Annotated in this window: 18 protein-coding genes; 5 read left to right on the forward strand and 13 right to left on the reverse strand. The window is 58.5% G+C overall.

The annotated features are described in order from the left end of the window. Positions 1-25: 25 nt before the first annotated feature. The 13 genes from H3T93_RS03825 to H3T93_RS03885 all read right to left on the reverse strand — a co-directional run bounded on the left by H3T93_RS03825 (position 26) and on the right by H3T93_RS03885 (position 15475). Positions 26-778, reverse strand: coding sequence for a hypothetical protein (locus H3T93_RS03825; protein ID WP_144176798.1), 753 nt, complete (start codon positions 776-778; stop codon positions 26-28). Continuing rightward, the gene (gene hisB / locus H3T93_RS03830; RefSeq protein ID WP_144176796.1) at positions 775-1377 is read right to left on the reverse strand and encodes an imidazoleglycerol-phosphate dehydratase HisB; all 603 of its coding nucleotides are present in this window, start codon (positions 1375-1377) and stop codon (positions 775-777) included. The genes H3T93_RS03825 and hisB overlap by 4 nt, the downstream gene beginning before the upstream one ends. Positions 1378-1476: 99 nt before the next feature. After that, positions 1477-2625, reverse strand: coding sequence for a histidinol-phosphate transaminase (locus H3T93_RS03835; RefSeq protein ID WP_144176794.1), 1149 nt, complete (start codon positions 2623-2625; stop codon positions 1477-1479). Continuing rightward, a complete protein-coding gene (gene hisD, locus H3T93_RS03840; protein ID WP_144176792.1) occupies positions 2622-4019 on the reverse strand; it encodes a histidinol dehydrogenase in 1398 nt (465 codons plus the stop codon). Before hisD ends, H3T93_RS03835 begins: the two co-directional genes overlap by 4 nt. 82 nt (positions 4020-4101) lie before the next feature. Beyond that, a complete protein-coding gene (gene dnaE / locus H3T93_RS03845; RefSeq protein ID WP_144176790.1) occupies positions 4102-7659 on the reverse strand; it encodes a DNA polymerase III subunit alpha in 3558 nt (1185 codons plus the stop codon). A gap of 43 nt (positions 7660-7702) precedes the next feature. After that, positions 7703-8632: an RluA family pseudouridine synthase gene (locus tag H3T93_RS03850; protein WP_046322661.1), complete on the reverse strand. Its 930-nt coding sequence runs from the start codon at positions 8630-8632 to the stop codon at positions 7703-7705. After that, complete coding sequence (locus tag H3T93_RS03855; protein WP_144177553.1) at positions 8629-9141, reverse strand: signal peptidase II; 513 nt, start codon at positions 9139-9141, stop codon at positions 8629-8631. Before H3T93_RS03855 ends, H3T93_RS03850 begins: the two co-directional genes overlap by 4 nt. A gap of 30 nt (positions 9142-9171) precedes the next feature. Then, positions 9172-10476: a DivIVA domain-containing protein gene (locus H3T93_RS03860; protein ID WP_144176789.1), complete on the reverse strand. Its 1305-nt coding sequence runs from the start codon at positions 10474-10476 to the stop codon at positions 9172-9174. Positions 10477-10567: 91 nt separating this feature from the next. Continuing rightward, complete coding sequence (locus H3T93_RS03865; protein WP_046322656.1) at positions 10568-10852, reverse strand: YggT family protein; 285 nt, start codon at positions 10850-10852, stop codon at positions 10568-10570. Between the two features lie 41 nt (positions 10853-10893). Next, positions 10894-11361, reverse strand: coding sequence for a cell division protein SepF (locus tag H3T93_RS03870; protein ID WP_144176788.1), 468 nt, complete (start codon positions 11359-11361; stop codon positions 10894-10896). Positions 11362-11379: 18 nt separating this feature from the next. Then, positions 11380-12561: a cell division protein FtsZ gene (gene ftsZ / locus H3T93_RS03875; RefSeq protein WP_144176787.1), complete on the reverse strand. Its 1182-nt coding sequence runs from the start codon at positions 12559-12561 to the stop codon at positions 11380-11382. A 231-nt stretch (positions 12562-12792) separates the two neighbouring features. After that, a complete protein-coding gene (gene dusB, locus H3T93_RS03880; protein ID WP_232348609.1) occupies positions 12793-13926 on the reverse strand; it encodes a tRNA dihydrouridine synthase DusB in 1134 nt (377 codons plus the stop codon). Between the two features lie 31 nt (positions 13927-13957). Next, positions 13958-15475, reverse strand: coding sequence for a glycine--tRNA ligase (locus H3T93_RS03885; RefSeq protein ID WP_144176785.1), 1518 nt, complete (start codon positions 15473-15475; stop codon positions 13958-13960). Positions 15476-15672: 197 nt separating this feature from the next. Between H3T93_RS03885 and H3T93_RS03890 the strand changes: the two genes are divergently transcribed. From H3T93_RS03890 to H3T93_RS03910, 5 genes are all read left to right on the forward strand, one after another. Next, on the forward strand, positions 15673-16017 hold the full coding sequence (locus tag H3T93_RS03890; protein WP_144176783.1) for an MTH1187 family thiamine-binding protein: 345 nt from the start codon (positions 15673-15675) through the stop codon (positions 16015-16017). 79 nt (positions 16018-16096) lie between these two features. After that, a complete protein-coding gene (locus H3T93_RS03895) occupies positions 16097-17152 on the forward strand; it encodes a LacI family DNA-binding transcriptional regulator (protein ID WP_144176782.1) in 1056 nt (351 codons plus the stop codon). Positions 17153-17602: 450 nt separating this feature from the next. Continuing rightward, a complete protein-coding gene (locus tag H3T93_RS03900) occupies positions 17603-18817 on the forward strand; it encodes an ABC transporter substrate-binding protein (RefSeq protein WP_232348610.1) in 1215 nt (404 codons plus the stop codon). A gap of 10 nt (positions 18818-18827) precedes the next feature. Then, the gene (locus H3T93_RS03905; RefSeq protein WP_144176780.1) at positions 18828-19778 is read left to right on the forward strand and encodes a carbohydrate ABC transporter permease; all 951 of its coding nucleotides are present in this window, start codon (positions 18828-18830) and stop codon (positions 19776-19778) included. A 29-nt stretch (positions 19779-19807) separates the two neighbouring features. Beyond that, positions 19808-20731, forward strand: coding sequence for a carbohydrate ABC transporter permease (locus tag H3T93_RS03910; RefSeq protein WP_144176779.1), 924 nt, complete (start codon positions 19808-19810; stop codon positions 20729-20731). Positions 20732-20747 lie beyond the last annotated feature (16 nt).

Here is a 20747-nt window from a genome sequence, read left to right on the forward strand (position 1 = left end):
CTAGCCAAGCCGTTTGCTTGCGCGATTACTCGACGCGACCCTTGCGAGTCGATCCTCCGGCCCCGAACCTGGTGTGCGAGGCGATGATGCCCATGGCCTTCTCGCGGTTGTACTCCCCCGAGTCGAAGATGGCGGCCCCATCCTGGCGCAGCCTATCCACTGTGGTGGTCCCGATCATCAGGTCTTCTACGAAGTCTGCAGTGGCGGCAAAGAGGATGGGCGGCGCGAGCGTCTGTCCCGACTGCCCGCTGATCCATAGGGTCACCTCGAGCTTGTCCGCCCGGTTGACGGCCAGGATGGCGCTGAGCCCGGATACGACCGTGGTCAAATCGCGGATAGCTGCCTCGGGTCCGTCCCCGTCCAGATTTCTCAGGACGGCCACAGCACCTTCACGGGCCTGGATGCAATAGGCGGAGATATCGGATATCTGGCAGAAAGCCGCCAGAAGCTCTGCCGATGCCAGGCGTGTCACCATTACGGCGGCCTTGGCCCGGTTGCCGATCAGGCCTTCAAGCTCTTGGTCGAAATCGGCAGCAACGCCATCAGCCCCATCCGGTTTCACCGAAGATTCGTCAGCGGGCGCGGAATCCAAACCAGCATCGTCATCCACGCCTGATCCGGAGTGATCAACGGGCTGATCCGCTTGATTCTGGTCCTCATTGAACTCAGCCTCGAAGCTGGCCAGAGCCCGCTCGACCTCTTCCTCACTCAGATGATGGCCGGAATCCGGCAGGTCTTGATCCCTGCTGTCATTGTTGTCGTATTCATCCGCGCTCATAGCGACCCCTTGGTGCTGGGGATGCCCTTCACCCTGGGATCAGGCTCCACCGCGAAGCGCAGAGCCCTTGCTACGGCCTTGAACTCTGCCTCGGCGATGTGGTGCGGATCTCTGCCCGACAAGAGGGTCAGGTGAAGGCAGATGCCGGCATGTAGGGCGATGGACTCCATGACGTGCCTGACCAAGGAGCCGGTGAAGTGCCCGCCAATCATGGCGTACTGGAACCCCTCAGGCTCGCCCGTGCAGACCGCATAGGGCCTGCCGGAAATATCGACCACGGCTCGTGCCAGGGCCTCGTCCAGAGGGACGGTGGCATCTGCAAAGCGCTTGATACCCCGCTTGTCGCCAAGGGCCTGAGCCAGGGCCTCGCCAAAGACGATGGCAACGTCCTCGACGGTGTGATGGATGTCGATCTGGGTGTCCCCGCTTGCCTTGATGGTCAGGTCGATCAGGGAATGCCTGCCCAGGGCCGTCATCATATGGTCATAGAAGGGAACCGAGGTGTCGATATCGGTCACCCCGGTGCCATCCAAATCCAGACTCAGGCTCACCTTAGATTCACTGGTCTGGCGGGTGATGGTGGCTGTTCTGCCTGCCATTGCTGCTCCTCCGCTTTCTGCCGCACATTTCAGTTCGCGCTGTATCTTCTGCGCGGCGTCTAGACCACCAGCATAGCCGTGCCGCTGGTCCGCATCCTCCTAGAACCGCTTGAGGACATGGACCAGCGTTTGGCGGAATCGCTCCATTTCCGCGTCCGTGCCCATGCAAACCCTCAGGTAGCCCTGGGGACCCACGGCCCGGATCAACACCCCTTCATCCTTCATGGCCTCGAATACTGCATCCCGATCGGGGAAAATGCCGAAGAGGATGAAGTTGGAGGCCGAGGGAACCACAGTCAAGGGCTGACCATGGAACTTCTGTCCGGCCAGCCAATCGGCAGTCTGCCGACGGGTCTGGCGAAGCTGATCCACCCGAGCCAGCTGGAGGTCCGTGTGCTCCAGGGCAGCCAGGGCCGCAGCTTGAGTCAGGGCGCTCAGATGGTAGGGCATTCGGACGATGCGGACTGCGTCGACAATTCCCTTGGATGCAACCAGGTAACCCACCCTGGCGCCGGCAAAGGCGAAGGCCTTGGACATGGTTCGGCTGACTGCCAGATGGTCGTACTGATCAATCAGGCTGACCGCCGAGGGCGTGCCCGGGTCTCGAAACTCGATATAGGCCTCATCCACGACCACGATAGGCCGGGCGGACGGGTCCGCGCCCGCCACAGGAACCTTAGAGCAGACCTCCAGGAGCCTGGTCAGCTGATCCATGGGCAAGGCCGTCCCCGTGGGATTGTTGGGGCTGGTTACCAGGACCATGGCTGGTCTCAAAACCTTGATGCGCTCGATAGTCGTTTCAATATCCAGGCTGAAATCAGGCAGCCGGTGGGCCAGCTCCCAATCAGTGAAGGTGTCACGGGCGTACTCCGGATACATGGAGTAGGTCGGGTCGCAGCCCAAGGCGGTCCTACCCGGCCCTCCGAAGGCCTGGAAGAGCTGGAGCATGATCTCATTGGACCCGTTGGCCGCCCAGATCTGCTTGGGTTCAAGCGAGGCACCAGACTCCTTCTTCAGGTAGACGGCCAAGGCCCGCCGCAGGTCCTCATGCTCCCTGTCCGGATAGCGATTGAGGCCGGGGGCCACCTGGCGCATACGCTGGCAAATGGCATCGACCACCTCCTGGTCCAGGGGGTAGGGGTTCTCGTTGACGTTCAGGCAGACCGGAACATCCAGCTGGGGGGCGCCGTAAGGCTCTTCCCCGATTAGGTCCATGCGGAGGGGAAGATCAGCTGGTATGGCACTCACAGCAGACCAGCCTTCTCTTCGTTGGCTTCCAGGTCGGCTTTGTTGTAGGGGTCGTCCAGGAACCGGCTCAGGATGCACTCGCCATGGGCGGGCAGGTCTTCGGATACGGCAAAATCATTGATCTTGGCCGCGATGGGCTTGAGCCCTTCCTCGTCATATTCGATGACTTCGACAGGCTTCATAAAGGTGTGGACGCCCAGGGCCACGTCGAACCGGGCTGTGCCGCCAGTGGGCAGAACGTGGTTGGATCCGGACATATAGTCGCCCAGAGGCACAGGGGAATAGGGGCCGCGGAAGATGGCGCCGGCATTCCGAATCCTGTCGATGACGGCATCAGGATCGGCCGTCTGAACCTCCAGATGCTCGGCGGCATAGGCATTAGCCACGTCGATGGACTGGTCGATCCCGTCGGTCAGGATGATTCCCGACTGGTTGCCGCCCAGGGAGGTGCGCACCCGGTCGGCATGCTCGGTTCGAGGCACCCTGCGCCCCAAAGCCTCCTGAACGCCCTGGGCCAGTTCCTGGCTGTCGGTGATCAGCACCGAACCGGCAAGCTCGTCATGTTCGGCCTGGCCGATCAGGTCTGCAGCAACCCAGTCGGGGTTGGCCTGCCCGTCGGCAAGAATAGCAATTTCCGTGGGTCCGGCCACGGCGTCGATTCCCACCATGCCGGAGACCATCTGCTTGGCTGTCGCCACAAAGATATTGCCCGGGCCGGTGATCTTGTCGACCGGGTCGCAAAGAATCTCCCCGTCCTGGGGCTCGGATCCCCTGGCCCCGTATGCAAACATGGCCACGGCCTGGGCACCGCCCACGGCATAGACCTCGTCCACTCCCAGAATGGCACAGGTGGCCAGGATGATGGCAGCCGGCAGACCCCGAGGATCGTCAGAGGCGGGCGGAGTGGCCACGGCCAGGGAATCGACGCCGGCAATCTGAGCGGGCACCGCGTTCATGATGACCGAGGAAGGATACAGGGCCTTGCCTCCCGGCACGTAGAGGCCTACGCGTTCGATCGGAATCCACCGCTCGCTGACCCGAGCGCCAGGCGCCAGGTCGGTGGCCATGGGCTTGGGCACCTGGGTAGTGCAGACCTTGCGGATGCGGGTAACGGACTCCTCGATTGCCGCCCTGACCTTGGGATCCAGCTGCCTCAGGGCCTCCTGCATGGCCGATGCCGGAACCCTCAGATCATGGGGACGCACATGGTCGAACTTCTCCTCCAGGTCGCGCAGGGCCGCTGCCCCATGCTCACGCACTTGGTCAAGTATGGGCTGCACCTGGGCGCTGGCCTCCCGTGTACCCATATCGGCTCGGGGCATGGCGGCGAGGAGTTGGGCGCGGGACATGGTTTTCCCGCGCAGATCCATGGTTCTCATCATGAGCTTTGACATACTTTGATGGTAGTGAACTTTTGTGTCGCCAAAGCCAGCGACTCACCACCGTCCCAAATGGTGAGACGGTTCCGGGCGCGTCCTAGGCCGACGGCAGGCAGGAGGGTCCGAAGACCGACTTGATCTCGGCCATCATGGAGGTGTCGTGCCGGGTGCGGAATCCGTCACCAAAGGTCAACAGACGCACGTTGCCCCGGTCGTCGGTGACGGCCAGACGAACCTGACAGTAACCGGGGTGGGACTTGAGTATTCGAGCCAGCCGCTCCATGTGCCCCCGGTCCAGAGCCCGCTTGGGCAGGGTGATGGTCAGAGGCCGCTCATCCGCCGACTCCAGGACGGGCACCTCCATATCGTTGACGCGGATGTTGGTGGCCTCGTCACGAAGCTCGACCACTCCCCTCACCCTGATGACCGAGTCCAGGGCCAGGTCGTCGGAGTGGGCGTCGTAGACCTTGCCGAAGAACATGCATTGGATGGAGCTCTCCAAGTCCTCGATGGTGACGATGGCCCAGGGGTTGCCCTTCTTGGAGACCCGGCGGTCCACAGCAGTGACCAGCCCGGCCAGGGTCACCGCCTTGCCGTCCATGCTGTTAGACCGGTTGAGCAGCTGGGCGATGGACATGTCTCGCATACCAGCCAAAACCGAGGTCATGCCGCTCAGCGGGTGGTCAGACACATACAGGCCCAGCATCTGCCGCTCGAAGTTGAGCTTGGTGGACTTGTCCCACTCGTCGATGTCGGGCACGGTCACCTGGGCGTCGCCCAAGGTATCCTGCTGGGGGGCGTCCTCATCGGCGTCGGCGAAGAGGTCGAACTGGCCCTCGGCCTGCTTGCGCTTGATGGGCATGACCTGGTCGACAGCTTCATCGTGAATCTGGAAAAGCGCCCTCCGGTTGGGGTCGATGCCGTCGAAGGCACCGCCCTTGATCAGGGATTCCACGGTTCGCTTGTTGAGCACCTCCATGGGCACCCGCTTGATGAAGTCCATGAAGTTGACATACTTGCCCCGGGGTCCCTGGCGCTCCTTGATGATGTCCGCCACCACCTTGTCGCCCACATTGCGGATGGCTCCCAGGCCGAAGCGGACCACGTCGCCGACAGCGGAATACTCGGACACGGACTCGTTGATGTCAGGCGCCAGGATGCGGATGCCCATCCTTCTGGCCTCGCCCAGGTAGAGTGCGGTCTTGTCCTTGTTGGTCCGCTCGTTCTGCAGCAGGGCGGCCATGAACTCCACCGGATAGTGGGTCTTCAGATAAGCGGTCCAGTATGCGATCAGGGCGTAGGCCGCGGAGTGCGCCTTGTTGAAGGCGTAGCCCGAGAAGGGCACCAGGACATCCCAGACCGCCTGGGCGGCCTCCTGGGAGTATCCGTGCTCCTTCATGCCCTCGAAGAAGGGAACCTGCTCCTTGGCCAGGACGTCTGGCTTCTTCTTGCCCATGGCCCTTCGCAGCACATCGGCTCGGCCCAGGGAGTAGCCGGCCAGAATTCGGGCCGCTGACTGGACCTGCTCCTGATAGACGATCAGGCCATAGGTCTCGTCGAGCACGCCCGCCAGGGGCTTGGCCACTTCGGGATGGATGGGCTCAATCTTCTGCAGCCCGTTCTTTCGCTTGGCATAGTTGATGTGCGAGTTCATATCCATGGGCCCCGGCCGGTAGAGGGCGATCAGGGCGGAGATGTCGTTGAAGTTGTCGGGCTTGAGCATGCGCAGCAGTGAGCGCATGCCGTCGCCATCGAGCTGGAAGACGCCAAGGGTGTCGCCCCGGGACAGCAACTGGTAGGTCTCCTTGTCGTCCAGGGGGACCTTCTCGATGCTGATGGGCTCCTTGCCGTTGCGCTTGATGTTGTTGACCGTGTCCCTGATGACCGTCAGGTTGGACAGCCCAAGGAAGTCCATCTTGACCAGCCCCAGGGTCTCGCAGGTGTGGTACTCGAAGGTGGTGGTCACCGTGCCGTCGGTGCGTTCCATCAGCGGCGAGGTATCGGTGATGGGATTGGAGGCCATGATGGTGGCGCAGGCATGCACGCCGGTCTGACGGATGATGCCCTCGATGCCCTTGGCCTCCTCGGTGATTCGCTTGACGTCCGGATTGGACTCGTACAGATCGCGGAACTCCTTGGCCTCCGGGTAGCGCTTGGACTGGGGATCGAAGATCTCCTTGAGGCTCATGTCCTTGCCATTGACCGTAGGCGGCAGGGCCTTGGTGACCTGGTCGCCCACGGAATATTCGTAGTCCATGATCCTGGCTGAATCCTTCAGGGCCTGCTTGGTCTTGATGGTGCCGTAGGTCACGCACTGGGCCACCTTGTCGGAGCCGTACTTACGACCCACGTAGTCCAGGACCTTCATGCGCCCCTCGGGGTCGAAGTCCACGTCGATATCAGGCAGGGAGACGCGCTCAGGGTTGAGGAATCGCTCGAAAATCAGCCCATGCTTGAGCGGGTCCAGCTCGGTGATGCCCATGGCGTAGGCCACCATGGACCCTGCCGCCGATCCACGGCCCGGTCCCACCATGATTCCGTGGTTCTTGGCCCAGTTGATATAATCGGCCACCACCAGGAAGTATCCGGTGAACTGCATCTGGCAGATGACCCCGCACTCGTAGTCGGCCTGGTGGGATACCTCCTCGGGCACCCCGTCCGGGTAGCGGTTCTTCAACCCCTCGTCCACCTTCTTCAGGAAAAGGGAGGTCTCGTCCCAACCTTCCGGGCAGTCGAAACGGGGCATGAAGGCCCCGTCCTCATGGTCGTCGAACATGACGTTGCAACGTTCCGCGATCTCCAAGGTGTTGTCGCAGGCTTCGGGGAACTCCTTGAAGATCTCGCGCATCTCCTGGGCCGAGCGTATGTAGTAGCCGCTACCGTCGAACTTGAAGCGGCCGGGGTCGGTCAGACGGGATCCCGAGTTGATGCAGAGCAGGGCGTCCTGGGCCGAGGCATCCTCCTTGCGCACATAGTGCGAGTCGTTGGTGGCCACCAGGGGGGCATCCAGACGACGGGCGATCTCCAGCAGATCCTTGGTCACCCGATGCTCGATCTCCAGCCCATGGTCCATCAGCTCGACGTAGTAGTTCTCCTTGCCGAAGATGTCCTGGAACTCCCCGGCGGCCCGCAGAGCCTCGTCGAACTGGCCCAGCCTCAGCCTGGTCTGGACGATGCCCGAGGGGCAGCCGGTGGTGGCTATGACCCCCTTGTGATAGGTGGACAGCAGGTCCTTGTCCATGCGGGGCCACTTACCGACCAGACCCTCCAGGTTGGCCACAGATGAGGCCTTGATCAGGTTGACCAGGCCCGTGTCGTCACTGGCCCAGAGGGTCATGTGGGTAATGAAGCCGCCACCGGAGACATCGTCAGAACGCTGCTCGTCGGTTCCCCAGTGGACCCGGCTCTTGTCCTGGCGGGCAGTCTCAGGGGTCACGTAGGCCTCAATGCCGATGATCGGCTTGATGTCAGCATCTACAGCCGTGCGCCAAAGCTCATAAGCCCCGTGCATGTTGCCGTGGTCGGTAATGGCTACGGCCGGTTGACCCAGCCGTCCCACCTCGGCAACCAGGTCAGGAATCCTGCTGGCCCCGTCCAAGGTTGAATAGTGGGTATGGGTGTGAAGGTGAACGAAGTCTGACCGGGTGGAGGACATATCTCCAATTTACCCAGGCCCCTGGCCGAATCGCCGGAGTCCGCTAGCTGCGTATACCGGTGGCGCCCTGACGTTCGATCTGCAGGGAGCGGCGCAGATCAGCCGGGTAGGAGGAGACCACCTTGGTCCAGATTTTGGTGCGGGGATGGCGGAATTCCAGGCGCATGGCGTGCAGCCACTGCCGCTTCAGGCCCAGCCTGTCCGCCAGGTCGGGGTTGGCCCCATACATGTGGTCACCTACCAGGGGATGGCCTATGGAGGAGAAGTGCACGCGTATCTGATGGGTGCGCCCAGTCTCCAGATTGACACTGACCAGGGTGGCCGAGCCGAAACGTTCCAGCACATCCCAATGGGTGATGGCCTCCTTGCCTGCAGGGGTGACCGTGAAGCGGAAGTCCGAGACCCGGGCGCGTCCGATGGGGGCCTCGATGGTGGCCTTGTCCTCGGTCAGATTGCCCTGGACCAGGGCATGGTAGATCTTGACCACCTCATGTCGGGCGAATTGCCGACGCATCTCCTTGTAGGCCAGGTCAGACTTGCAGACCAGCATGAGGCCGCTGGTGCCCGCGTCCAGACGAGAGACGATACCCTGGCGGCCTTGGGCCCCCATGGAGGTGATGTGGGTACCCCGCTGCAGGAGGCTGCCCAGAACGGTTGGCCCGGTCCAGCCTATGGAGGGATGTGCCGCCACCCCCACCGGCTTGTCGACGACGACCACGTCCTCATCCTCGTAGACCACGGGCATGTCCTCAGCCACCGGCTCCACCTGTTTGGTTGACTCGGGCTCGTCCAGCTCTATCACATCACCGCTCATCAAGGTGGTGGCCTTGTTCACCCGGCGGCCCATGATCCGCGCATGACCCTGGGCCACCAGATCGCTGGCCTTGGCCCTGGACAGGCCCAGCATCTTGGACAGGGCCAGATCCAAGCGCCGACCTACCAAGGCATCCGGCGCAGGAAGAAGCCGTGTCACTTTGCCGCTCCCCCATGTTTTAGTGTCTTAGACCGGTCGCTGAACCGCACATTACAGATAATGAGCACCACTACGGCCGCGCCTGCCAGAGTCAGATAGACGTCGGCAACGTTGCCCACCGACCAGCCGTAGTCTAGAAAGTCGACCACGGCACCGTCAAGAAAACCAGTTGCATAGGCAACCCTGTCGATCAGATTGCCTGCTGCCCCGGAGAAGGCCATGGAGAGGACCACGGTCCAAACCAAGGAGGTGGTGCGCAGAGCCAGAACAATGATGAGCAGACAGGCTGCTAAGGCAATCAGGGATATGACCCAGGTACTCCCAGACCCCAATCCCAGGGATGCACCGGGGTTGCGTACCAGTCGCAGACCGCGCAGAGGACCCGGCAGAGCCACCCTGATACCGTTGCCTAGTCGGGCCAGTGCTAGGGCCTTAGTCAGCTGATCCAGGGCTATGGACACTGCCGCCAGAGCGACGAAGACGGCCACGCGTCCGCGCAGCCGTCTCATAGATGTGTTCTTCGTCATTACCGGATGGAATCATTGGGCCTGTTCGGACTTCTTTTCCATGGACTGGTAATTGCTGGTGTCTGAAATCTGGTTGATCAGCTGGTTGAGGAACTCGGTCAGCTTGCTGCGGTAGCCCGCCTCGAACTGCTTGAGCCCCTGGATGTTCTCCTCGAGAACCTTGGACTGATCCATGAGCTTGTTCTTGACATCGGCAGCATAACGATCGGCGCTGTCGCGGGTGTTCTTGTCGTACTCCTGCGCCCGAGTCTGCACCTGTGTCTCGTACTCGTCGGCCTGGGTGTGCTGGCGCTTGGAATAGGCGTCAGCATCGGAACGGGTCTTGACCGAGTACTCGTCGGCCTGGGAGCGTACGCGCTGTGAGTAGCCATCGGCCTCGGAGTGCACTCGCTTGGAGTACTCGTCCACCTCGGCACGGGTCCTCTTGGAGTAGTCCTCAGCCTTCTTGACAATGTCGTCGTGCTGGGCATGGCCCTCGGCCACAAGCTGGGAGGCGTTGGCCTTGCCCTTGTCCACGTACTGATCGTGCAGTTGCATGGCCAGCGTGAGCATAGCGGTGGCCCTCTCGGGTTCGCTGTTGGCCTCAGCGCCAGCGCCCGCAATCCGCTGCAGACTGCCCGTTTCGGTGGATGGCTCTGCCTTGGAGACCTGCTCACGCAACTGCTCCTCGCGCTTGCGGGATTCCTCTAGCTGCTTGTTCAGCTGCTCAGTACGCTGCTGCTGCTCCTGAGAGGCCTTCTGAGCCTGGGTGATCTGCTGGCGGGCCGTGGCCATGCTCTGCTGGGAGGCATTGAGCTGGTTGGTCAGAGCCTGGACCTGCTGGCGGGCCTGGTCGCGTTCCTTTTGCATGGCCGTCAGCTGGTTGGTCAGAGCCTGGGTGTTGTTGCCCGCAGCGGCCTGAGCAGTCAGCTGGTCGATCTGGGAGTTGAGTTGCTCGACCTGACGCTTGAGCTGGTCATTCTGGGAGGCCAGGGTTTTGACCTGACTCTGGGACTCGGCCAGTAACCGCTTAGTCTGCGCATCCACGGCGGGCTGCTGGGCTGCGGAGCCTTGGGCCTGTTTCAGATCCCCATTCTCCTTTTGCAGCGATTCCACCTGAGCCGTCAGATCGGAGATCTTGGAGTTCAACGAGGCCACATCGGTGCCCAGGGACTGGGTGGAAGCGGCACTGCCTTGCACGGCCTGCTTGCCCAACGCTTCAACCGTGTCTGTGACCTGATCCAGGAAGTCGTCGACCTCGTCGACGTCGTAGCCTTCCTTGAACCGCACTGTCTGGAAGGTATGCTCCCTTATATCATTAGGCGTCAATAGAGCCATATGTTTCTCCACCTCGCTTCAGGCCAACCAGCCCGATTGTGTTCTCTTACTGCATGCTAGCACGGAGTATGCCGTATCCGCGGTCTTGCCTCTAGCCTATAAGCACCTGGATGATGATCAGTGCGGCGTAGAGCACCATGAAGGAGACATCAAGCTGGATCCTGCCCATGGGCAGGGGCGGAATGTACCGGCGAAGCCAGCGCAGAGGCGGCTCAGTCAAGGCATAGATAACCCGAATGAGCGAGGCTACGAAGCCACGAGGGTACCAGCGAGGCGACAATACCAGAACCCAGTCCAGAATCATCCGGACGAAGAGAACCAGCAGGTAGGTCTCGATAAGGATGTCTACCAGATAACGAACAAAAGGTACAAGCATGCGTCTTCAGACTCCTGCGGACACGGTTGCCAGGGTGTCAGTCACTGGGCGAAAAGCCCCTTGGCCGAAGAACCCGACTCAGGCTCCTCCACCTTGATGTTGACCTGTGCAGGACTGAGCAGGAAGACCCTTGGGGTGACCCGCTCAATGGACCCGCGTACCCCAAAGACCACACCGGCGGAGAAATCGACGATCCTGTAGGCCACAGACTCGGACACCCCAGTCAGGTTGAGGACCACCGGCACCCCGTCCCTCAGGGCCCTGCCGACCATCTGGGCATCCTCGTAGGACTTGGGATGAATGGTAGTGATGCGGTTGATCCGGCTCTGGAAAGGTGTGGGCTCGGCTTCCTGGCTGTTGGATGCAGATTGCTGAGCCATGGGGGTCACAGAGTGATCGGTGTCGAAACCGTCGCGAACCTCGTCATCGTCGGCCAGATCGTCGTCATCGTCGTCCACGACATCCGACATGCCGAAAAAAGACATCGCGTTTTTCATCAATCCTGCCATATCTGCTCCTTCGCCTGATTACCGCAGAAAGTCAGGGATATCCAGATATCCCGGGTCGGAGGTGCCGTCATCGCCAGAGGCGGGGGGCACCACATCGTGTTCGGAGGTCTCATCGGACTCCGCCTGGACGGACGGATCCGCCATAGGTTGCTGGGGTTGCTGGGGCTCCTGGACCGGGGTGGCCACTGCCGGTGCAGCAGTCGAGTCTGCTGCGGGGGCTTTGATCTCATCTTTCTTTGGGGTGGGATCGAATCCGGCGGCGATGACCGTGACCCGCACCTCGTCCCCATAGGCGTCGTCCAAGGCCAGACCCCAGATGATCTGCGCCTCGGGATGGATGGCATCCTGAACCAACTGGGCGGCGGCAGATGCCTCCTGCATGCTCAGGTCGCTGGGACCGGCCACATTGATAAGAGCTCCATGGGCACCCTCGATGCTCTCCTCCAAGAGCGGGGAGGAGATGGCGATCTCAGCAGCTTGTGTGGCTCTATCCTCACCCCTGGCTGCGCCGATGCCGAAGAGGGCAGTGCCGGCATCCTTCAAAATAGCGGTGACATCGGAGAAGTCCACGTGAATGTAGGAGTTCATGGTAATCAGGTCGGTAATGCCCTGAACGCCGGCCAGCAGGGCCGTGTCGGCGGTTTTGAAGGCATCCATGACCGAGACCGTGCGATCCGAGAGATCCAGAAGCCGGTCATTGGGGATAACGATAAGGGCATCGACCTCCTTGCGGAGGTTCTCGATGCCCGATTCGGCGGAAGCGGAGCGCCTGGGCCCCTCAAAGGTGAAAGGCCGAGTCACCACGGCGATGGTGAGCGCGCCTTGCTGACGGGCTGCACGCGCAACCAAGGGGCTGGCGCCGGTGCCTGTGCCGCCGCCCTCTCCTGCAGTGACGAAGACCATATCGGCACCCTTGAGGACCTCTTCAATGTCAGATTGATGGTCCTGGGCAGCCTTGGCACCCTTCTCCGGATCGGCACCGGCCCCCAGGCCACGGCTGTTGGCATCAGAAAGGGAGATCTTCACATCGGCATCTGAGCGCAGGAGATCCTTGGCATCGGTATTGATGGCCACAAACTCGACATTTTGCAGACCCTCGGCGATCATGCGATTGACAGCATTGCCACCGGCTCCACCAACACCAACGACCTTGATGTTGGTCTTGTCATTGAAATTGTCATTCTGGGCAATCTCGCTCACAGTATGCTCCCGTCACTCACGTTACGCTCAACTCTAGCGCAGGTCATATACGCCAACACGCATTTGCCCACAGGCGTTCCGACCCTCCCTGACGGCCGTGGGCCTAGGGTCCGGGAGGTCAGAGCCAACCGCCCTGGTCTTCCGAAAGAACCTCCACGCCGTTCTGTCCGTATTCTAAACCCTGATTCTAGACCCGGATGCACATGCTTGGCGAGAGGGATATTTCCGGCTTCAGTAGGAGGCGTCCATGGGATCATTGCCAAAGAGCGTTTCGCGCTCCTGATGGGTGGTAGTCCGCGAATCCAGCCAGCCATAGGGCAGGCGAACCTTCTTGGCATAGCGGACCCGGCCCCGGGGCTTGCCGGCCACGGCACGCGGATAGGGCATGTCCTGGTCCAGGTCGGCGATGCAGTCATCCAGATCCTCCAGGTTCTCGCATGCCATGAAGTTGCGGCGCACCTGTCCCCCCACGGCGAAACCCTTGAGGTACCATGCCACGTGCTTGCGCATATCATGGACGGCCATGCGCTCGTCGCCGTCGTAGAACTCGACCAGGAGCCGGGCATGGCGGGCCATGATCGCCCCGACCTGACCCAGGGTGGGCTCCTGCCGTTCCGGCGAGCCGGCCAGGGCCGCAGCGATGTCGGCGAAGAGCCAGGGACGGCCCTGGCAGCCCCGACCGATGGCCACGCCTGCGCAGCCTGTCTGAGCAAACATGTCCAGGGCATCCTCGGCGGTCCAGATGTCGCCGTTGCCGAAGACGGGGATGTCTACGGACTGGACCAGCTGAGCGATCCGGTCCCAGTCGGCATGGCCGCCATAGTATTCAGCCGTGGTTCTGGCATGCAAAGTTACGGCGGCGCATCCCTCTTCCTGGGCGATGTGAGCCGCTTCCAAGAAGGTCTCGTGCTGGTGGTCGATGCCCACCCGGATCTTTGCAGTGACGGGGATTCCGGCAGGCGAGCAGACAGCGACCACTCGATGAACCAGTTCGGTAAAGAGGTCGGTCTTCCAGGGAAGGGCGGATCCGCCGCCATGCCTGGTGACCTTGGGGACTGGGCAACCGAAGTTCATGTCGATATGATCGACCCAGCCCGCATCAACCACCATTCTGGTGGCCTGCTCCATGATTTGAGGATCCACCCCATACAATTGCAGTGAGCGCACCTTCTCTTGAGGAGCGAAGCGACACAGCCGGAAGGCCTTGGGGTTGCGCGCCACAAGTGCCCGAGCCGTAACCATTTCCCCAACATACAGTCCGTCCGGTCCATACTCCCGGCAGAGCAAACGGAAAGGCCAATTGGTCACGCCCGCCATGGGCGAAAGCATGACCGGCACAGGCACGGTTATAGGGCCCAGCTGCATCGGAGCAATCTTCTGGGTCGAGTGATCAGTCTCAGTACCGGCCACCGGCCTCGGCCACCTTGATGGGTTCGCTCTCGTCCGTGCCCGGCTCACTGGCCAGGTCCGTGTAGCCGTCGGCGGCGCGCGCGCCGGTCAGGTCGGAGGGGCCCATGGGATAGCGCACCCGCTGTTCGCCGACGACCCGACGCACATAGTTCTCCACCTGGTCCAGGGCCACTCGGTCCTGCTGCATGGAGTCGCGGTTGCGGATAGTGACCGCCTTGTCGTCAAGGGTGTCGAAGTCCACGGTGATGCACAGGGGCGTGCCAATCTCGTCCTGACGACGGTAGCGGCGGCCGATAGCGCCGGACTCGTCATAGTCCACCATCCACTCATTCTGGCGCAGGTCGGCGGCCAGGTCATGGGCGATCCGCTGCAGATCTGGCTTCTTGGACAGGGGCAGGACGGCGGCCTTGACCGGGGCTAGCCTCGGATCCAGACGCAGCACGGTGCGCCGGTCGACCCCGCCCTTGGTGTTGGGAGCCTCGTCCACGTCATAGGCATCCACCAGGAAGGCCATCAGCGAGCGCGTCAGACCGGCCGCAGGCTCGATCACATAGGGAATGTAGCGCTCCCCGCTGGCCTGGTCGAAGTAGCTCAGATCCTCGCCCGAGTGCTCGGCATGGGCCTTGAGGTCGTAGTCGGTTCGGTTGGCCACGCCCTCCAGCTCGCCCCACTCGGAACCCTGGAAGCCAAACCGGTACTCGATGTCCACAGTCCGCTTCGAGTAGTGGGCCAGCTTCTCCTTGGGGTGCTCATAGTGCCGCAGGTTCTCCGGCTTGACACCCAGGTCCACGTACCAACGAGTCCTGGCGTCGATCCAGTACTGATGCCATTCCTCGTCGGTGCCGGGATGCACGAAGAACTCCATCTCCATTTGCTCGAACTCGCGGGTGCGGAAGATGAAGTTGCCGGGCGTTATCTCGTTGCGGAAGCTCTTACCCATGTTGGCGATGCCGAAGGGGGGCTTGGAGCGGGAGGAAGCCATGACGGACTTAAAGTCCACGAAAATGCCCTGGGCAGTCTCGGGACGCAGGTAGTGCAGGCTCTTCTCGTCCTGGACTGGCCCCAGATGGGTTTGCAGCATCATGTTGAAGTCTCGAGGCTCGGTCCATTGGCCCTTGGTGCCGCAGTCCGGGCAAGGGATGTCCTTGAGGCCGTTTTCCGGATCATGGCCGTGCTTCTCGACGTAGGCCTCTTCCAGGGTGTCGGCCCGGTGCCGCTTGTGGCAGTTCAGGCATTCGATCAGGGGATCGTTGAAAACGGAGACATGGCCCGAGGCCTCCCAGACCGCCGTGGGCAGGATGACCGAGGTGTCCACGCCGACCACGTCGTCGCGGGTGACCACCATGGTCCGCCACCACTCACGCTTGATGTTGTCCTTGAGGGCCACGCCCAAAGGACCATAGTCCCAGGCCGAGCGCGTCCCACCGTAGATCTCCCCTGCGGGAAAGACGAATCCTCGGCGCTTGGCCAGGGAGATGACCTCATCCACTTTCGATACTGCCACTGATCACACCTTCTCTTGGGGATTGCCGTATAGTTCATACGGACCAACGACTGACCCAAGCATACCGTCGGCTTATGACCGAACATCTATCGGAGGGAAAGACCCGTCAGAGCCCAAGCCTACGATTTTACTTATTAAGGATGGGATGAGTGCACGATATGGAGATGCCTCACCTCGATCAACGAAAGGCTTCGAATATGGTTCAGTCACAGACCTCACAGGATTCTGCCTATCTCAATACAGTTGCTTCGGTCACTATCGCTCCTATCGGTCAGGGCGAAGAGCTCTCAAAATATGTGGCTCAAGCCATCAAGGTCATCCGGGATTCAGGACTGTCCAACGAGACAAACGCCATGAGCACGGTAATTGAGGGCGACCTGAGCGAAGTCATGCAAATCGTCGAGAAAGCCACCAGAGCCCTGGCTGAGCAAGGATACCGAACCGAAGTCAGCCTGAAGCTGGACATCCGCCAAGGCAAACGATCTCAAATACACCAGAAAGTAGAGCTGATCGACCAAATTCTGTCAGCGAGAAAGAATTGAGCACCGTGTATGATTCTTTGGAAGATCATATATCCGAAGACGAATGTAACCATAAGCAGCCAACATATATGATGCGTCTATGACCACGATGAAGCAGATCGCTAAAGAGCTGGGCGTGTCCGTATCTTCGGTTTCCCTAGTTCTGAATAATCGCGACCATGGTCGCATCAAGCCCACAACGGCTAAGCAGATACGCCAAACTGCCGAACGACTAGGATACCAGCCAAATCCATTGGCACGTTCGTTACGCACATCCAAAACCGGCCTTTTGGGTTTCATAAGTGAGGATGTGGCTACTACACCCTTTGCAGGCGGAATTATTCAAGGCGCTCAGGACGCTGCCAGGGCTTCAGGCTATATAATGCTGACAGTCAATGCCAAAGGAACAGAGGAGGAGGAAGAGGATGTTGCAGCGCTGAGACGCTACGGTGTCGACGGCTTTCTATATGCCAAGATGTATAACAGAGTTACAACTATCCCTGACTACCTAAGCGGAAGTCCGATCGTACTTGTTGATGCCACGGATGCCGACGGAGTTAGCCCTAGTGTCGAACCCGACGAATACTTGATCGGCGTTGACGCTACCAATGCCCTGATTGGCGCAGGAGCCAAAAGGATCGCTTATATTGGCTGTCAGGATCCAATCATTGCTCAAAAGGAACGGAGCCGAGGATATCGGCAGGCGCTAAAAAATGCAGGCATACCGATCCTGAATTCACTGATGATCAGGGTTGGTAATAATGAGACAGCTCTAAGGGACGTTGAGAAACTCTTTGATGAGGAACATCCAGACGGGTTCTTCTGCTTTAACGATGCAAGGGCTTGGTACGTATATGAAAGCGCTGCTCGCCGCGGACTCACAATAGGTAGGGACATATCCGTGGTGGGGGTGGACAATCACCTTGTTCTAGCACAGACCATGACACCCCGTCTCAGCACGGTAGCATTGCCACATTATGAGATGGGATATTGGGCTGTGTCTCAATTAGTTACAAATATTCGTCATGAGCACATCAAGATGAATGATGTACCCGAAACTCTTGTTTCATTGCCTCCCCTTGGAGGTCCCTATCCGGTAAAAATCCACTGCCCCCTGATATACAAAGAATCCTTGGCAGGAGAAAAAACCGATTGATATCTTTTTTGGTCCCATTTGCGTGTTGATCTCATTGGCATTTCTGCTTGTAGGATCGTTGACCTAACTTCCTTTCCTTCCTAAAACAGGTACAAACTTATTGTCCTTTCTGCTTCAGGCCACCTGACTGACTCATAACAGTCATTTCATGCGTCAATCGTTTGACGTATATCGATTGACGTTATACGCTTTAAATGCATTGAGTACTTATAAATGGAAGGTGAGCAGCGATCAATGGGATCAGGCTGGTCTTTTTACGCTAGAAATCACCATCCTCATTCCATTGCTCAGTAGATATACAGCAAGGTCATCGTCGAAGAAGACCCGGAAGGAATGACCATGAGAATGAATAAGAAAAGACCTTTGATCCGACTTATCGCGGGCATAGTAGCTCTATCCGGCATTGTATCGTTGTCTGGCTGCGGCGAAGCTGCCAGACAAGAAGCGAAGATGCAGGGCAACGAAATCACGCTCTGGACCCACACTGCAGGCTCGGAGGCAGAACTCTCGACCGTGGAAGACATCGTAGCAGATTACAACTCTTCCCCGGATAGGAAGGGCACTGTCAAAATCCAGTCTTTCCCCCAGAGCTCATACAATGATTCAGTTATCTCAGCTTCGACGGCCGGAAACCTACCCTGTCTAGTCGACGTGGATCAGCCCAATACACCATACTGGGGTTGGGCCAACATTCTGACACCCCTAACTGACAAGGCCTTACTCAAACGCACCAATCAGTTGATCGAATCTGCCAAAGGTACTTGGAATAAGCAAATCTATACGGTCGGTTATTTCGATGCCACCACGGCGCTCTTCGCAAGAAAGTCAGTCCTCAAGGATCTGGGCATCCGAGTGGCTACAGTCGATAGACCATGGACGAAGGCCGAAATGGACGATGCCCTGGCCAAAATGAAGGCTAGCGGCAATTGGACCTATCCTTTCGAAATGGGGACAGCTGACAACAAGACCGAATGGTATGCCTATGCTTACGCCCCAATTCTGCAGTCTTTCGGTGGAGACCTGGTCAACAGAAAGGACTATCAGTCCTCCCAGGGAGTTCTGAATGGCCCAGAAGCCATTGAGTTTGCCGATTGGATGCGTTCGCTCGTAGAACGCGGTTATATCAGCTCAAAGGGGGGATCCGACACCGCTCTTGATTTCGTCAACAAGAAGTCTGGTCTCCTCTATGGAGGTATCTGGACCATGTCTACCGTCCAGAAGTATGCAAAGGACTCCGACGACATCGTGGCCATGCCTATGGCGGACTTCGGGCACGGTTCTGTAGCCGGAGGTGGTTCATGGACCGTAGGTATGACTCCGACCTGCAATAACAAAGAGGCCGCTATGAGCTACATCCGTTTTTCCCTCAAAGATAAGTACATAGCCCGTATGGCCAAAGCCGGCATGAACATTCCCTCCACAGTTGGTGCGCAGAATCTTATCCCTGAGTTCGCATCTGGCGGGAGCATGCAGATCTTCACCAAGATCTCGAGTAAGTACGTAAAGATGCGACCAGAGACACCTGCTTACAACTTCATATCTACAGAGTTCCGCAAAACCATTGGTGACATCATGAACGGCTCAGATGCAACATCAGGCCTCAATAAGGCTGTCAACCATATTGACGGAAACATTAAGGGTGCAGACGGATATGTCAAGAAATGAGGACACAACCATGTCTAATTCGATTCAGACCGCTATCATACGACAACCAGCAGATGGGGATGCAACCTTGACTCCAAAAATTAAATCAGCTGAAGTCATTCACGAGAATCGCGCCGGCTGGCTTATGCTGGCTCCGGCCTGTATACTTTTGGTTCTTTTTATTGGAATTCCCGTAGCGCTCGCCTTTGTCTTATCTTTTACCAATGCAAGAACCATTAGCCCGAATCCAACCAGATTCATTGGATTGAACAACTTCACCAGGCTCTTCTCTGACCCGACATTCTGGCGAGCTCTTCTGAATGTGGCTATTTTCGCGGTTGTTGTGGTCCCGGTTCAGGCCGGCTTAGGCTTATTTTTAGCTGTACTTATTAATAAGAAAGTACGTAGCTCCGTCTTCTTCAGGACCGTCTACTTCTTGCCCGTGGTCACTTCCATGGTAGTAGTCTCCCTACTCTGGATGTTCATTTACCAAAATGACGGAATGCTGAACCAGGTGCTTGAAAAACTGACCTTCCATCACTGGACAGCCGTGGACTGGCTCAATAACCCCCAAACGGCCCTTGGCGCAATTATCGTTATGTCCATCTGGCAGGCTGTCGGTCAACACATGCTGATCTGGCTTTCTGGCCTGCAAACCATATCTGCAGAGCTTTACGAAGCTGCCGAACTGGACGGATGCGATGCATGGCATCAATTTACCAATGTAACCTGGCCAGGATTGCGATCCACCAGAAATATGATCCTAATCACCATCACAATAGCTGCGCTTAGCCTCTTCACCCAAATCAACGTTATGACTCAGGGAGGGCCCAGAGATTCGACCACAACCGTTGTGTTCGAAGCCGTGCGGTCCGGGTTCCAGCAACAGGAAATGGGGTACGCATCAGCCATCACCCTTGTCTTCTTCCTGATCATCATGGCCATCACGGCCGTTCAGCGTCGGATCACCCATTCGAATTGAGCATTAAGCGATAGAAAAAGGTATATATTATGACAATCGGCACTGCATCGTCAATCTCTGTCCACGGGAACAAGACCAAGTACCGGCGTAATCGGCTATCGATAGGCGGTTGGCTGGTCAGAATCTTATTCGCCTGCCTCTTCGCCTTTCCTCTTATTTTCATGGTCGTATCCTCATTCAAGCCTGATGACGAGATAATGGCTGATTTGAGTTCCGTCAAAGCCTTTCTGCCAACTGGTAATGTCTCACTAGATAATTACGCACAGGTTTTCACAAGAGTGCCTGCTGCCAGGTTTTTGCTGAACTCTGTTTTTATTACGTTAATCACTGTAGTCTTGGGAGTCTTAATCAACTCTATGGCTGCCTTCGCCATTCAACGTCTAAATATCAGATTCAAGAAAATTATTTTTACTTTTATACTGGCTACCTTGATGGTCCCCTTCGAGACTTACGCTATTCCCCTACTATGGTGGATCAACCAGTTGCCTAGGCCAGCAATTGACCAGTTTGGGTTGTACTTCACAAGAGGATGGATGGATACACTGACCATTCAAATCATCCCGTTCATTGCCAACGCTTTCTCAGTGTATCTATACATGCAATACTTCGAGACTATTCCCAAGGATTTGGATGAAGCCGCCAAGGTGGACGGCGCTGGGTGGTTCCGTATCTACTCGCGAATAGTCATGCCCCTATCAGGTCCAGCAACGGCTACTGTCGTCATCCTCAGCTTCCTGCCTATGTGGAACCAGTATCTCTGGCCACTTATGGTGGTCCAGTCTGAAAATAACCGTCCAGTTATGATTGGCGTGCAGTATTTTCAACAAATGACCACTTCCTGGGGACAAATAATGGCCTACAGCTCACTGATTACGCTCCCGATCATTGCCGTCTTCGTCATATTCCAACGGCAATTTGTCTCTTCGATCGCAGTCACAGGCGTCAAAGGGTGATACCCCCCCCCCCGGG

Origin of the sequence: Bifidobacterium sp. M0404 (assembly GCF_016101415.1) — a bacterium.
Taxonomy (GTDB): domain Bacteria; phylum Actinomycetota; class Actinomycetes; order Actinomycetales; family Bifidobacteriaceae; genus Bombiscardovia; species Bombiscardovia polysaccharolytica.